This window comes from Sedimentitalea sediminis, assembly GCF_042687825.1.
Lineage (GTDB): Bacteria > Pseudomonadota > Alphaproteobacteria > Rhodobacterales > Rhodobacteraceae > Sedimentitalea.
Map to the genome: position 1 here is coordinate 13,908 of NZ_JBHUQE010000029.1, position 15,424 is coordinate 29,331.

The 15,424-nt window shown below is 61.8% G+C and carries 9 protein-coding genes; 8 read left to right on the top strand and 1 reads right to left on the bottom strand.

The window, feature by feature from the left end; genetic code table 11:
• Window positions 1–199 precede the first annotated feature (199 nt).
• The 5 genes from rplJ to ACFMPD_RS16180 all read left to right on the top strand — a co-directional run bounded on the left by rplJ (window position 200) and on the right by ACFMPD_RS16180 (window position 11,186).
• A complete protein-coding gene (gene rplJ / locus ACFMPD_RS16160; protein ID WP_380996641.1) occupies window positions 200–715 on the top strand; it encodes a 50S ribosomal protein L10 in 516 nt (171 codons plus the stop codon).
• A gap of 75 nt (window positions 716–790) precedes the next feature.
• Window positions 791–1,165 carry a 50S ribosomal protein L7/L12 gene (rplL, locus tag ACFMPD_RS16165; protein ID WP_380996663.1) on the top strand — a complete coding sequence of 125 codons (375 nt, stop codon included), beginning with the start codon at window positions 791–793 and terminating at the stop codon, window positions 1,163–1,165.
• Window positions 1,166–1,407: 242 nt separating this feature from the next.
• Window positions 1,408–5,544 (top strand): DNA-directed RNA polymerase subunit beta, encoded by a 4,137-nt coding sequence (gene rpoB / locus ACFMPD_RS16170; RefSeq protein WP_380996644.1) that lies wholly within the window; start codon window positions 1,408–1,410, stop codon window positions 5,542–5,544.
• Window positions 5,545–5,635: 91 nt separating this feature from the next.
• Entirely contained in the window at window positions 5,636–9,877 is a 4,242-nt protein-coding gene (rpoC, locus tag ACFMPD_RS16175) for a DNA-directed RNA polymerase subunit beta' (protein WP_380996646.1), read from the top strand.
• 391 nt (window positions 9,878–10,268) lie between these two features.
• Window positions 10,269–11,186: a DMT family transporter gene (locus tag ACFMPD_RS16180; protein WP_380996649.1), complete on the top strand. Its 918-nt coding sequence runs from the start codon at window positions 10,269–10,271 to the stop codon at window positions 11,184–11,186.
• On the opposite strand, the gene ACFMPD_RS16185 is transcribed toward ACFMPD_RS16180, so the two are convergent.
• Entirely contained in the window at window positions 11,172–11,984 is an 813-nt protein-coding gene (locus ACFMPD_RS16185) for a putative rhamnosyl transferase (protein ID WP_380996652.1), read from the bottom strand. The genes ACFMPD_RS16180 and ACFMPD_RS16185 overlap by 15 nt on opposite strands.
• 339 nt (window positions 11,985–12,323) lie before the next feature.
• On the opposite strand from ACFMPD_RS16185, the gene rpsL reads away from it, so the two are divergent.
• From rpsL to fusA, 3 genes are read left to right on the top strand one after another with little or no spacing between them, the layout of a single operon-like run.
• Window positions 12,324–12,695, top strand: a complete 372-nt coding sequence (rpsL, locus tag ACFMPD_RS16190) for a 30S ribosomal protein S12 (RefSeq protein ID WP_011570072.1) — start codon at window positions 12,324–12,326, stop codon at window positions 12,693–12,695.
• A gap of 12 nt (window positions 12,696–12,707) precedes the next feature.
• Entirely contained in the window at window positions 12,708–13,178 is a 471-nt protein-coding gene (rpsG, locus tag ACFMPD_RS16195; protein WP_380996657.1) for a 30S ribosomal protein S7, read from the top strand.
• Window positions 13,179–13,198: 20 nt separating this feature from the next.
• On the top strand, window positions 13,199–15,316 hold the full coding sequence (fusA, locus tag ACFMPD_RS16200) for an elongation factor G (RefSeq protein WP_380996660.1): 2,118 nt from the start codon (window positions 13,199–13,201) through the stop codon (window positions 15,314–15,316).
• The last annotated feature ends 108 nt before the right edge of the window (window positions 15,317–15,424 follow it).

Here is a 15,424-nt window from a genome sequence, read left to right on the forward strand (position 1 = left end):
ACGTTCGTCCGAGACGGTGGGTGGTCAGGCTTCGGCGCGGCCATAATTCCTGCCCGAGACGGGAAATGACAAAGTTTCTTCGGATCGCCCGCGCGGCGCTCTGGGGCGATGCGCAGGACCCGTAAGGACCCGATTGTCGGGGCTTTCGTCCCGGCAGAAACGAGCCGGAGGGTCACCCCTCCCCTACTGGAGTGAAACTGTGGATAGAGCCCAGAAAGAGAAAGTGGTCGAGGAACTCGGCCAGATCTTCGAAAGCTCTGGCGTCGTTGTGGTAGCCCACTACGTCGGACTGACAGTTGCCGAGATGCAGGACCTGCGCGCGCGTGCACGCGAAGCGGGTGGGTCTGTGCGTGTTGCCAAGAACAGGCTCGCCAAGATCGCCCTCGAGGGAAAGCCGTGTGAATCGATCACATCGCTTTTGACGGGCATGACCGTTCTGACCTATTCCGAGGACCCCGTGGCGGCAGCCAAGGTGGCCGAGGACTTTGCCAAGGAGAACAAGAAGTTCGAAATCCTTGGCGGGGCAATGGGCGAGAACGCGTTGGACCGGGCCGGTGTTCAGGCCGTGTCGAAAATGCCGTCGCGCGAAGAGCTCATCTCTTCGATCGCCGGCTGCATCGGCGCACCTGCTGCGAACATCGCCGGGGCCATTGGCGCACCTGCAAGCAACATCGCGTCCATCTTGTCCACCATCGAGGACAAGGCGGCCGCCTGAGCAACGTAAGTCCGGCACGTGGATGAACACGCGTCGTTGGAACACACGAACTGTAAAACGGAAAGAGCTGATAAAATGGCTGATCTGAAGAAACTGGCAGAAGAGATCGTTGGTCTGACCCTGCTTGAAGCACAAGAACTGAAAACCATCCTCAAGGACGAATACGGCATCGAGCCCGCCGCTGGCGGCGCGGTCATGATGGCCGGTCCTGCTGACGCCGGTGGCGCAGCCGAGGAAGAAAAAACCGAATTCGACGTCGTTCTGAAGAACGCCGGCGCTTCGAAAATCAACGTGATCAAGGAAGTTCGCGGCATCACCGGTCTGGGTCTGAAAGAAGCCAAGGACCTGGTGGAAGCCGGCGGCAAGATCAAGGAAGGCGTGTCCAAGGACGAAGCCGAAGAGATCAAGGGCAAGCTGGAAGCAGCGGGCGCAGAGGTCGAACTGGCATAAGCCGTTCGGTGGGGAGACCCGCCAACTGAATGTGGCTGGGCCCGGAGCAATCCGGGTCCAGCCGAACCTGTCTTGGCAAGGACTTTCGGCGAGTCCTTTCCAAGGCGCGGTTCACGGGATCGGGAGGCTGCCATTCGGGACGGCGGCCATGAATTGATCCGACCACGCTGTCTCGTATGGGCAAGGTGCCGGGGCCCGACGGCATCCTTGACCGTTGAGAAATTTGAAAGGTGACACCTGACATGGCTCAATCCTTCCTTGGCCAGAAACGTTTGCGTAAATATTACGGTAAAATCCGCGAAGTTCTGGATATGCCGAACCTCATCGAGGTCCAGAAATCCTCTTACGATCTGTTCCTGCGCTCTGGCGACGCGCCGCAGCCGCTGGACGGCGAGGGCATCAAGGGTGTCTTTCAGTCGGTCTTTCCGATCAAGGATTTCAACGAGACCAGCGTACTGGAATTCGTCAGCTACGACCTGGAAAAGCCGAAATACGATGTCGAGGAGTGCATGCAGCGCGACATGACCTACAGCGCCCCGCTGAAGGTTACGCTGCGTCTGATCGTGTTCGATATCGACGAGGATACCGGCGCGAAATCGGTCAAGGACATCAAGGAACAGGACGTGTTCATGGGCGACATGCCCCTGATGACCCCGAACGGCACCTTTGTGGTCAACGGCACCGAGCGGGTGATCGTCAGCCAGATGCACCGCAGCCCCGGCGTGTTTTTCGATCATGACAAGGGCAAGACACACAGCTCGGGCAAGCTGTTGTTTGCCTGCCGCATCATCCCGTATCGCGGCAGCTGGCTGGATTTCGAGTTCGACGCCAAGGACATCGTCTTTGCCCGTATCGACCGCCGCCGCAAGCTGCCGGTCACGACGCTGCTCTATGCCCTGGGTCTGGATCAGGAAGGCATCATGGATGCCTATTACAACACCGTCAACTACACGCTGAAAAAGAACAAGGGTTGGGTCACCCCGTTCTTCCCCGAACGTGTGCGCGGCACCCGTCCGACCTATGATCTGGTCGATGCGGCCACCGGCGAGGTCATCGGCGAAGCCGGCAAGAAGGTGACACCGCGGGCGGTGAAAAAGCTGATCGACGAGGGCGCGGTCACGGAATTGCTGGTGCCGTTCGATCATATCGTCGGCAAATTCGCCGCCAAGGACATCATCAACGAGGACACCGGCGCGATCTATGTCGAGGCCGGCGACGAGTTGACGCTGGAATACGACAAGGACGGCGATCTGATCGGTGGTACCGCCAAGGAGCTGATCGACGCGGGCATCACCGAGATTCCGGTGCTGGACATCGACAACGTCAATGTCGGTCCCTACATGCGCAACACCATGGCGCTGGACAAGAACATGAACCGCGACACCGCGCTTATGGACATCTATCGCGTCATGCGTCCGGGCGAGCCGCCCACCGTCGAGGCCGCCAGCGCGCTGTTTGACACGCTGTTCTTTGACAGCGAGCGCTATGACCTGTCGGCCGTCGGCCGGGTCAAGATGAACATGCGCCTGGCGCTGGACGCCGAGGACACCATGCGCACCCTGCGCCGCGAGGACATCGTGGCCTGCATCAAGGCGCTGGTCGAGCTGCGCGATGGTCATGGCGACATCGACGATATCGACCACCTGGGCAACCGCCGCGTGCGTTCGGTCGGCGAACTGATGGAAAACCAGTACCGCGTCGGTCTGCTGCGGATGGAACGCGCGATCAAGGAGCGCATGTCCAGCGTCGAGATCGACACGGTCATGCCGCAGGACCTGATCAACGCCAAACCGGCCGCCGCCGCCGTGCGCGAGTTCTTTGGCTCGTCGCAGCTGAGCCAGTTCATGGACCAGACCAACCCCTTGTCCGAGGTGACGCATAAACGTCGCCTGTCGGCGCTTGGACCGGGCGGTCTGACCCGCGAACGCGCCGGGTTCGAGGTGCGCGACGTGCACCCGACCCATTATGGCCGGATGTGCCCGATCGAAACGCCGGAAGGGCCGAATATCGGTCTGATCAACAGCCTGGCCACCTTTGCCCGGGTCAACAAGTACGGTTTTATCGAGACGCCCTATCGCGTGGTCAAGGACGGCCATGTCACCGACGAAGTGCATTACATGTCGGCGACCGAGGAAATGCGGCACACCGTGGCGCAGGCCAATGCGTCGCTGGACGAAAATGGCAACTTCAAGAACGAGCTGGTCAGCACCCGCCAGTCGGGCGACTATACGCTGGCGCCGCGCGACAATGTCGATCTGATCGACGTGTCGCCCAAGCAGCTGGTCTCGGTTGCCGCCTCGCTGATCCCGTTCCTGGAAAACGACGACGCCAACCGCGCCCTGATGGGGTCGAACATGCAGCGTCAGGCGGTGCCGCTGCTGCGCGCCGAAGCGCCGCTGGTCGGCACCGGCATCGAGGAAGTGGTGGCGCGCGACTCGGGTGCGGCAATCATGGCGAAACGCGCCGGCATCATCGACCAGGTCGACGCGCAGCGGATCGTGATCCGGGCCACCGAGGATCTGGAACTGGGCGATGCGGGGGTCGATATCTACCGCATGCGCAAGTTCCAGCGGTCCAACCAGAACACCTGCATCAACCAGCGCCCGCTGATCAAGGTGGGCGATACAGTCAAAAAGGGCGAGGTGATCGCCGACGGCCCGTCCACCGATATCGGTGAACTGGCGCTGGGCAAGAACGTGGTCGTCGCCTTCATGCCGTGGAACGGCTACAACTACGAGGACTCGATCCTGATCTCCGAGCGGATCGCGCAGGACGACGTGTTCACCTCGATCCATATCGAGGAATTCGAAGTCGCCGCCCGCGATACCAAGCTGGGTCCCGAGGAAATCACCCGCGACATCCCCAACGTGGGCGAAGAGGCGCTGCGCAATCTCGACGAGGCGGGCATTGTCTATATCGGCGCCGATGTCGAGCCGGGCGATATCCTGGTGGGCAAGATCACTCCCAAGGGCGAAAGCCCGATGACGCCGGAAGAAAAACTGCTGCGCGCCATCTTTGGCGAAAAGGCATCGGACGTGCGCGATACTTCGCTGCGCGTCAAGCCGGGCGATTTCGGCACCGTCGTCGAGGTCCGAGTCTTCAACCGTCATGGGGTGGAAAAGGACGAGCGTGCCCTGCAGATCGAGCGCGAAGAGGTCGAGCGTCTGGCGCGGGACCGCGATGACGAACTGGCGATCCTGGACCGCAACATCTATGCCCGTCTCAGGGACATGGTCCTGGGCAAGGTCGCGGTCAAGGGACCCAAGGGTGTCAAGGCCGGTTCGCAGATCACCGAGGACCTGCTGGAAACCCTGAGCCGCGGCCAGTGGTGGCAGCTGGCGCTGGAGGACGAAGAGGACGCCAAGGTCGTCGAGGCCCTGAACGAGCAGTACGAGGCGCAGAAACGCGCGCTGGACGCCCGGTTCGAGGACAAGGTCGAAAAGGTACGCCGCGGCGACGATCTGCCCCCCGGCGTGATGAAGATGGTCAAGGTGTTCGTGGCCGTTAAGCGCAAGCTGCAGCCGGGCGACAAGATGGCCGGCCGTCACGGCAACAAGGGTGTGATCTCCAAGGTGGTGCCGATGGAAGACATGCCGTTCCTGGCCGACGGGACCCCGGTCGATTTCTGCCTGAACCCGCTGGGTGTGCCGTCGCGCATGAATGTCGGTCAGATTCTGGAAACCCATATGGGCTGGGCCGCGCGCGGCCTGGGCGTGAACATCGACGAGGCGCTGCAGGAGTATAAACGCTCGGGCGACCTGACCCCGGTGCGTGACGCGATGAAGCTGGCCTATGGCGATGATGTCTATGAAGAAGGCATCGCCGGCATGGACGAGGATCTGCTGATCGAAGCGGCGGGCAATGTCACCCGCGGCGTGCCGATCGCGACGCCGGTGTTTGACGGCGCCAAGGAGGCCGATGTGAACAACGCGCTGAAACGCGCGGGCTTCAGCGAATCCGGTCAGTCGGTGCTGTTTGACGGCCGCACCGGCGAGCAGTTCGCGCGCCCGGTCACCGTCGGCATCAAGTACCTGCTGAAACTGCACCACCTGGTCGACGACAAGATCCACGCGCGTTCGACCGGGCCATACTCGCTTGTCACTCAGCAGCCGCTGGGTGGTAAAGCGCAGTTCGGCGGCCAGCGGTTCGGGGAAATGGAGGTCTGGGCGCTGGAAGCCTATGGCGCCGCCTATACCCTGCAGGAAATGTTGACCGTGAAATCGGACGACGTGGCCGGACGGACCAAGGTCTATGAAAGCATCGTCAAGGGCGAGGACAATTTCGAGGCGGGCGTTCCCGAGAGCTTTAACGTTCTGGTGAAAGAAGTCCGTGGCCTTGGCCTGAACATGGAACTCCTGGATGCGGAGGTCGAGGAATAACGGCGGGTCGATTTCCCCGCCCTGCGCGCTTCGGCGCAGGGCGGGGGAGCGTCCTGCCGCCCCACCATCCGCACGAATTTGAGGTATCAAAATGAACCAGGAACTGACAAACAACCCGTTCAACCCGCTGACCCCGCCCAAGGTCTTTGACGAAATCAAGGTCTCGCTGGCCAGCCCGGAACGGATCCTCTCGTGGTCCTACGGCGAGATCAAAAAGCCCGAAACCATCAACTATCGTACGTTCAAGCCCGAGCGTGACGGTCTGTTCTGCGCCCGTATCTTTGGCCCGATCAAGGACTACGAATGCCTGTGCGGCAAATATAAGCGCATGAAATATCGTGGCGTCGTCTGCGAGAAATGCGGCGTCGAGGTGACGCTGCAAAAGGTGCGTCGCGAGCGCATGGGCCATATCGAACTGGCCAGCCCGGTCGCACATATCTGGTTCCTCAAGTCGCTGCCCAGCCGCATCGGGTTGATGCTGGACATGACCCTGCGCGATCTGGAACGCGTGCTGTATTTCGAGAACTATGTGGTGATCGAACCCGGTCTGACCGATCTGACCTATGGCCAGATGATGACCGAAGAAGAATACATGGACGCCCAGGACGCCTATGGCATGGACGCCTTTACCGCCAATATCGGCGCCGAGGCGATCCGCGAGATGCTGTCGGCCATCGATCTTGAGCAAGAGGCCGAAACCCTGCGCGCCGATCTGAAAGAGGCGACCGGCGAGCTTAAGCCCAAGAAGATCATCAAGCGTCTGAAGGTGGTGGAATCCTTCCTGGAATCCGGCAACCGCCCGGAATGGATGGTGCTGACCGTGATCCCGGTCATTCCGCCGGAACTGCGCCCGCTGGTGCCGCTGGACGGCGGCCGCTTCGCGACCTCGGATCTGAACGATCTGTATCGCCGGGTGATCAACCGGAACAACCGCCTGAAACGTCTGATCGAACTGCGCGCGCCCGATATCATCGTGCGCAACGAAAAGCGGATGCTGCAGGAATCGGTGGATGCGCTGTTTGACAATGGCCGTCGCGGCCGTGTGATCACCGGCGCCAACAAGCGCCCGCTGAAATCGCTGTCGGACATGCTGAAAGGCAAGCAGGGCCGCTTCCGCCAGAACCTTTTGGGCAAGCGCGTCGATTTTTCCGGCCGGTCGGTCATCGTGACCGGCCCGGAACTGAAACTGCATCAATGCGGTCTGCCGAAAAAGATGGCCTTGGAACTGTTCAAGCCGTTCATCTACAGCCGGCTCGAGGCCAAGGGCCTGTCCAGCACGGTGAAACAGGCCAAGAAACTGGTCGAAAAGGAACGGCCCGAGGTCTGGGACATTCTGGACGAGGTGATCCGCGAACACCCGGTGATGCTGAACCGGGCGCCGACGCTGCACCGTCTGGGCATTCAGGCATTCGAACCGGTTCTGATCGAAGGCAAGGCGATCCAGCTGCACCCGCTGGTCTGTTCCGCCTTTAACGCCGACTTTGATGGCGACCAGATGGCCGTGCACGTGCCGCTGAGCCTTGAGGCGCAGCTGGAAGCGCGGGTTCTGATGATGTCGACGAACAACGTTCTGTCGCCGGCCAACGGCGCGCCGATCATCGTGCCGTCGCAGGATATGATCCTGGGTCTCTACTATGTCACGCTGGAACGCGAAGGCATGGTGGGCGAGGGCAAGATCTTTGGCTCGATCGACGAGGTCCAGCATGCGCTGGATGCGGGCGAAGTGCATCTGCACAGCAAGATCACCGCGCGCATCACCCAGATCGACGATGAAGGCAACGAGGTGCTCAAGCGCTTTGAAACCACGCCGGGCCGGGTGCGGTTGGGCGCGCTGCTGCCGCTGAACGCCAAGGCGCCCTTTGAGCTGGTCAACCGTTTGTTGCGCAAGAAAGAAGTGCAGCAGGTCATCGACACGGTCTATCGTTATTGCGGTCAGAAAGAGAGCGTCATCTTCTGCGACCAGATCATGACGATGGGTTTCCGCGAGGCCTTCAAGGCCGGTATCTCGTTCGGCAAGGACGACATGCTGATCCCGGACACCAAATGGCCGATCGTGGACGAAACCCGCGATCAGGTGAAGGATTTCGAGCAACAGTACATGGACGGCCTGATCACCCAGGGCGAAAAGTACAACAAGGTTGTCGATGCCTGGTCCAAGTGTAACGACCGGGTCACCGAGGCGATGATGGGCTCGATTTCGGCCACGACCCGCGACGATAACGGCGCCGAGCAGGAACCCAACAGCGTCTACATGATGGCGCATTCCGGTGCCCGTGGTTCGGTCACCCAGATGAAGCAGCTGGGCGGCATGCGCGGCCTGATGGCCAAGCCGAACGGCGATATCATCGAGACGCCGATCATCTCGAACTTCAAGGAAGGTCTGACCGTTCTTGAATACTTCAACTCGACCCACGGCGCGCGCAAGGGTCTGTCCGATACCGCACTGAAAACGGCGAACTCGGGTTACCTGACTCGCCGCCTGGTGGACGTGGCACAGGACTGCATCGTGCGCATGCACGATTGCGGCACCGAAACCGCGATTACCGCGGAACCGGCGGTCAATGACGGCGAGGTCGTCGCGACGCTGGGCGAGCGCGTGCTGGGCCGGGTGGCCGCCGAGGACATCCTGAAGCCGGGTACCGACGAGGTTCTGGTCGAAAAGGGCCAGATCATCGACGAGCGCATGGCGGACGCCATCGAGACGGCCGGCGTGGCGTCGGCGCGCATCCGCAGCCCGCTGACCTGCGAAGCGGAGGAAGGCGTTTGTGCCATGTGCTATGGCCGTGACCTGGCGCGCGGAACCCTGGTCAACCAGGGCGAAGCGGTGGGGATCATCGCGGCGCAGTCGATCGGCGAACCGGGCACGCAGCTGACGATGCGGACCTTCCACATCGGCGGCGTTGCGCAGGGCGGCCAGCAATCGTTCCTGGAAGCCAGCCAGGAAGGCACGATCGCGTTCGAGAACGCCCAGACGCTGGAAAACGCCAGTGGCGAGACCATGGTGATGGGCCGCAACATGAAGTTGCTGATCCAGGACAGCAACGGCGAGGAACGGGCCAGCCACAAGCTGAGCTATGGCTCTAAGCTGTTCGTCAAGGAAGGCGACAAGGTGGCCTTTGGCGATAAGCTGTTCGAATGGGACCCCTACACGCTGCCGATCATCGCGGAAAAGGCCGGGACGGCGAAATTCGTCGATCTGGTCAGCGGTATCGCCGTGCGCGACGAGACCGACGATGCCACCGGCATGACCCAGAAGATCGTGATCGACTGGCGCGCCGCGCCCAAGGGCAACGAGCTGAAGCCGGAAATCATTCTGGTGGACAGCGACGGCGAGCCGGTGCGCAATGATGCCGGCAACCCGGTGACCTATCCGATGTCGGTCGACGCGGTTCTGTCCATCGAGGACGGTTCCGAAGTCAAGGCCGGTGACGTGGTGGCGCGTATCCCGCGCGAAGGCTCCAAGACCAAGGACATCACCGGCGGTCTGCCGCGGGTGGCGGAGCTGTTCGAGGCGCGGCGCCCCAAGGATCACGCGATCATTGCCGAAATCGATGGGTATGTGCGCTTTGGCCGGGACTACAAGAACAAGCGCCGGATCAGCATCGAACCTGCGGACGAAACGCTGGAAACCTCGGAATACATGGTGCCCAAGGGCAAGCATATTCCGGTTCAGGAAGGCGACTTCATCCAGAAGGGCGACTATATCATGGACGGCAATCCGGCGCCGCATGACATCCTGTCCATCATGGGGGTCGAGGCGCTGGCCGATTACATGATCAACGAGGTGCAGGAGGTCTATCGCCTGCAGGGCGTGAAGATCAACGACAAGCACATCGAGGTGATCGTGCGCCAGATGCTGCAAAAGTGGGAGATCCAGGATTCCGGCGACACCACGCTGCTCAAGGGCGAGCATGTGGACAAGCAGGAATTCGATGCCGCCAACGAAAAGTCGATCGCCAAGGGCGGCCGTCCGGCCCAGGGCGAACCGATCCTGCTGGGCATCACCAAGGCCTCCCTGCAGACCCGCAGCTTTATCTCGGCCGCCTCGTTCCAGGAGACCACCCGCGTTCTGACCGAGGCGTCAGTGCAGGGCAAGAAGGACAAGCTGGTGGGGCTGAAGGAAAACGTCATCGTGGGCCGTCTGATCCCGGCCGGCACCGGGGGCGCGACGCAGCGGGTGCGCCGCATCGCGTCCGAGCGCGACAATGTGGTGATCGAAGCCCGTCGCGAAGAGGCCGAGGCTGCCGCGGCACTGGCCGCTCCGACCGAGGAGGACATCATCGGTGGCGACGTGTTCGGCAATCTGGTGGATACACCAGAAAGCCGCGACTGATCGCCTGACCCGATCCCAAGCGCAGGAGTTCCCGCATCGTCGTATGCGGGGGCTTGAGACCCAAGAACAGCGCCTGCCGGACTTTCCGGCAGGCGTTTGATTTTGTTTCCTATTGTTCTGCCGAGATCTGGTTGCCACGCGCGATTGCAGGAAACATGCGCTTGCATGCGTCTGCTTCTTCCGAGTTGGGAAACCGTCGCATACTGGGGTCATATCGTTTGCTTCGGGCTCCGTGCACAGCGGGTTGCAAGGGACTTGCCATGGGGGCCAAAGCCGCGCAGACAGGTTTCGGGGGAAACGGACATGCGCGCATTCGACAGGGCCGGGGGCAGACGCCCCTTTGCAGCAAAGCCAACCCTGGCGCGCCGCCGATGACGATGCGGAGGGCGGGATGACGCCGAATGCGCGTGGGGCGCTGTTGATGATGGCCAGCATGGCCGGGTTCACTCTGAACGACACCTGCATCAAGGCCACTGACGGGGCCCTGCCGCTGGCGCAGCTCTTGACGTTGCGCGGGGCCATGTCGACCCTGCTGATCTTTGGCCTGGCGCGCTATCTGGGGGTGTTGCGGTTTGATCTGTCGCGCCGCGACTGGCTGCTGGTCGGGCTGCGTTCGCTCAGCGAAACCGCCGCGGCCTATTTCTTTCTGACCGCCCTGTTGAACATGCCGCTGGCGAACGTCACAGCCATCCTGCAGGTCCTGCCGCTGACGGTGACTCTGGGGGCGGCGCTGTTCTTTGGCGATCCGGTCGGCTGGCGCCGGATGATGGCGATCGCCGTTGGTTTTGCCGGGATGCTGCTGATCGTGCGGCCGGGACCAAACGGGTTCAGCCCGGATGCGCTCTATGCGCTGGCAGCGGTGGTCTGCGTCACCGTGCGGGATCTGGCGACCCGGCGGATGTCGGTGGGCGTCTCGTCGATGTCGGTGACGCTGATCAGCTCGCTGACCGTATTTCTGTTCTTTGCCGTCGGCGCGCTGGGTGTTGACTGGCAGCCCGTGGACATGCGGCTTGGCTTGTTGCTGATCGGATCGTCCGTCTTCATCCTGGGCGCCTATCTGTTCAGCGTGATGGTAATGCGGGTGGGTGACGTGTCGGTGATCGCGCCTTTCCGCTATACCGGGCTGATCTGGGCGCTGGTGCTGGGCTGGCTGGCCTTTGGCGACTGGCCGGACGGGTTGACCCTGATCGGGGCCGGCATCGTCGTCGCCACCGGGGTCTTTACCTTGTATCGCGAACACAGGGCCGCGCGGGCCGCCGCCCGTGCGGCGGTCGCGTCCAGGGTTCAGTGTCCGTCACATCGGCGCTGAGAATACCCGCCGCACGTGGTCGCAGTCGATGCCATAGGTCATCTGGAACAACAACTCGCCATCCGCATCAAGCTGTTTCAGCGGCACCTGCCGGACCCGCGGCCCCTGACGCGAGTCGTTATAGTCGTTATGGCCGCGCAGCATCATGTTCTCGCCGCTGAACGTGACCGTGGGCATGCGTTTATGCACCGTGTGATGCCCGAAATTCATCACGCTCAGACGCACATCCGGGCGGAACATCAGGCCCAGACCGGCCGTCCAATAGGGTCTGTGGATCGCTTTCGCGGCAATCCCGGCCGCTCCGGGCCGAACAATGAAACCCTGGTTAAAGTCGATCGCGACGCACCGGTTGTCGCGCAACAGGCCGGTCACATGCTGCGCCGCCTCGCGCAGGTGGGGCACAAAGGAACAGGCCACCGCGTCGTCGTCATCCAGCCGGAACTGCAGGCAGGGTTCTTGACTGGGCTGGCGCACGGAATTGATCGCCGCCTGCATCACTTCGCGATGCCGCCCCGGCGGGTGCGATTGGATCACCGCCTGTGGAATATCCGCCACCAGGGCCTGCAATCGCTTGCGGTGATGCGCCGGCAGGCTGTCTCCGATCACGATCAGAAAGGTGAAATCCGGATCGAACTGCGCGCGGATCCCCGGCAGCGTGACGGTTTCGAAAAAGCGGAACCTTTCCTCGAGCCGCTCATGCGCGTAGAGAAAATCGATACGCTCTTGCAGGCTGTCATGCTGTATCTGAAACCCGCCCGTGCCGGGGTAGGAAAACCGGCAAATTCCAATGACCTGCATGCCCGACCTGTCCTGCTCCAGCGCCAAAATCCGGTGGCCGCAGTGTGGCAAAGGCGGTGGGGCATGGCAAGCGCCGCAGGCTGTTGACACCGGTTGCGACTCCCCATATACGCCCGCTATCTCGGCATTTGGGGGTCGCCCCGCTTGTCGTATCCATACTGTAGTGGTCACGATCCGGGCACCTGACGCTCCGATCCTCTGGATACCCACCGCGTCGTTCACCTCGGAATGGGAACGATTGCGGTTTTTGCGCTTGCGGACGCGTAAGTTGCGATGAATTTGAACCGCACGCACATGCGTGCAAGACACATGTGTTGCTGAGACGGGGAAAGAACCTGAATGCCAACGATCCAACAGCTGATCCGCAAGCCGCGGCAGCCTAAAATCAAACGCTCGAAATCCATGCATCTGCAGGAATGTCCGCAAAAGCGCGGCGTCTGCACGCGCGTCTATACCACCACGCCGAAAAAGCCGAACTCGGCCATGCGGAAAGTGGCCAAGGTGCGCCTGACCAACGGTTTCGAGGTGATCTCGTACATTCCCGGCGAAAGCCACAACCTGCAGGAGCACTCGGTGGTCCTGATCCGCGGCGGCCGTGTCAAGGACCTTCCCGGCGTGCGTTACCACATCCTGCGCGGTGTTCTGGATACCCAGGGCGTCAAAGACCGTAAGCAACGTCGTTCCAAATACGGCGCCAAGCGTCCCAAATAAGGAGAGAACGACATGTCACGTCGTCACGCCGCTGAAAAACGCGAAGTCCTGCCCGACGCCAAATTTGGCGACACGGTTCTGACCAAATTCATGAACAACCTGATGATCGACGGTAAAAAGTCGGTTGCCGAGCGCATCGTCTACAACGCGATGGACCGGATCGAGAGCAAGATCAAACGGTCGCCGCTGGAAGTGTTTCACGAGGCGCTGGAAAACATCCAGCCCAGCGTCGAAGTCCGGTCGCGCCGGGTTGGCGGTGCCACCTATCAGGTGCCCGTCGAAGTGCGCCCCGAGCGCCGCGAGGCGCTGGCGATCCGCTGGCTGATCAAGGCCAGCCGCGCCCGCAACGAACACACGATGGAAGAGCGCCTGGCCGGCGAATTGCTGGATGCTGTGCAATCCCGCGGTTCCGCCGTCAAAAAGCGCGAAGACACCCACAAGATGGCCGAGGCGAACAAAGCCTTTAGCCATTACCGCTGGTAACCCCTCAGAGGCTCAGATCCATGGCACGCGACTATCCGCTCGACCGCTACCGCAACTTCGGCATCATGGCCCATATCGATGCAGGCAAGACCACCTGCAGCGAACGGATCCTGTATTACACCGGCAAATCCCACAACATCGGTGAGGTGCACGACGGTGCGGCCACCATGGACTGGATGGAGCAGGAGCAGGAACGCGGCATCACCATCACCTCGGCTGCAACCACCACCTTCTGGGAGCGCACCGAAGACGGTGCAACCGCCGAGACGCCCAAGCACCGGATGAACATCATCGATACACCCGGCCACGTTGATTTCACCATCGAGGTCGAGCGGTCGCTGGCGGTTCTGGACGGCGCGGTCGCCGTGCTGGACGCCAATGCCGGTGTCGAGCCGCAGACCGAGACCGTGTGGCGTCAGGCAGACCGTTACAAGGTGCCGCGTATCGTGTTCGTCAACAAGATGGACAAGATCGGCGCCGACTTCTTCAACTGCGTGAAGATGATCAAGGACCGCACCGGTGCGATCCCCGCCCCGATCCAGATCCCGATCGGCGCCGAAAACGAGCTGGAAGGCATCGTCGACCTGGTCACCATGGAAGAGTGGGTCTGGGCCGGTGAAGACCTGGGCGCGTCCTGGGAAAAGCGTCCGATCCGCGATAGCCTCAAGGACACCGCCGACGAATGGCGCGCGACGCTGATCGAGACCGCCGTCGAAATGGACGACGACGCGATGGAGGCCTATCTGGAGGGCGAAGAGCCTGACGTGCCGACCTTGCGCCGCCTGATCCGTGCCGGCACCCTGGGCATCAAGTTCATCCCGGTTCTCTGTGGCTCGGCCTTCAAGAACAAGGGTGTGCAGCCGCTGTTGAACGCCGTGATCGACTATCTGCCCAGCCCGCTGGACGTCGTCGACTATATGGGCTTCAAGCCGGGTGACGAGACCGAGACCCGCGACATCGCCCGTCGGGCGGATGACGGCATGGCATTCTCGGCGCTGGCGTTCAAGATCATGAACGACCCGTTCGTCGGCTCGCTGACCTTTACCCGCATCTATTCCGGCACGCTGGAAAAGGGCGCGACCCTGCTGAACTCGACCAAGGGCAAGAAAGAGCGCGTCGGCCGGATGATGATGATGCACTCGAACAACCGGGAGGAAATCACCGAAGCCTTTGCCGGCGACATCATCGCGCTGGCCGGTCTCAAGGATACCACCACCGGGGACACGCTGTGCGCGGTCAACGATCCGGTGGTTCTGGAAACCATGACCTTCCCCGATCCGGTGATCGAGATTGCCGTCGAGCCCAAGACCAAGGCCGACCAGGAGAAGATGAGCCAGGGTCTGGCCCGTCTGGCCGCCGAAGACCCGTCCTTCCGCGTCGAGACCGATCTGGAAAGCGGTCAGACCATCATGAAGGGCATGGGCGAACTGCACCTGGACATCCTGGTGGATCGCCTCAAGCGCGAGTTCAAGGTCGAGGCAAATATCGGTGCGCCGCAGGTGGCCTATCGCGAGACCATCGGGCACGAGGTCGAGCACACCTATACCCACAAGAAACAATCCGGTGGGTCGGGTCAGTTCGCCGAGGTCAAGCTGATCATCACGCCGACCGAGCCGGGCGAGGGCTATTCCTTCGAAAGCCGCATCGTCGGCGGTGCCGTGCCCAAGGAATACATTCCGGGCGTGGAAAAAGGCATCAAATCGGTCATGGACAGCGGCCCGCTGGCCGGCTTCCCGGTGATCGACTTCAAGGTGGCGCTGATCGACGGCAAGTTCCATGACGTTGACTCCTCGGTGCTGGCCTTTGAGATCGCCGCCCGCATGTGCATGCGCGAAGGCATGCGCAAGGCCGGCGCCAAGATGCTGGAACCGATCATGAAGGTCGAGGTGGTGACCCCCGAGGATTACACCGGCGGCATCATCGGCGACCTGACCAGCCGCCGCGGTCAGGTGACGGGACAGGAAACCCGCGGCAACGCCATCGCCATCGACGCGATGGTGCCGCTGGCCAACATGTTCGGCTATATCAACACGCTGCGTTCGATGAGCTCGGGCCGGGCGAACTTTACCATGCAGTTCGACCATTACGATCCGGTGCCGCAGAACATCAGCGACGAGATCCAGGCCAAATACGCATAACCGGGTGGCGGGGTGAACCCCGCCCTACCCACCAACTGTAGGGCGGGGCCTCCCCGCCATCCGAAAGAGAAAAAGGAGACCTGTCATGGGTAAGGAAAAGTTTGAGCG

Bases quoted from the DNA above. Each gene is read 5' to 3' on its own strand.
- rplL (WP_380996663.1), top strand. From the start codon at position 791: ATGGCTGATCTGAAGAAACTGGCAGAAGAGATCGTTGGTCTGACCCTG.
- rpoB (WP_380996644.1), top strand. From the start codon at position 1,408: ATGGCTCAATCCTTCCTTGGCCAGAAACGTTTGCGTAAATATTACGGT.
- rpoC (WP_380996646.1), top strand. From the start codon at position 5,636: ATGAACCAGGAACTGACAAACAACCCGTTCAACCCGCTGACCCCGCCC.
- ACFMPD_RS16180 (WP_380996649.1), top strand. From the start codon at position 10,269: ATGACGCCGAATGCGCGTGGGGCGCTGTTGATGATGGCCAGCATGGCC.
- ACFMPD_RS16185 (WP_380996652.1), bottom strand. From the start codon at position 11,984: ATGCAGGTCATTGGAATTTGCCGGTTTTCCTACCCCGGCACGGGCGGG.
- rpsL (WP_011570072.1), top strand. From the start codon at position 12,324: ATGCCAACGATCCAACAGCTGATCCGCAAGCCGCGGCAGCCTAAAATC.
- rpsG (WP_380996657.1), top strand. From the start codon at position 12,708: ATGTCACGTCGTCACGCCGCTGAAAAACGCGAAGTCCTGCCCGACGCC.
- fusA (WP_380996660.1), top strand. From the start codon at position 13,199: ATGGCACGCGACTATCCGCTCGACCGCTACCGCAACTTCGGCATCATG.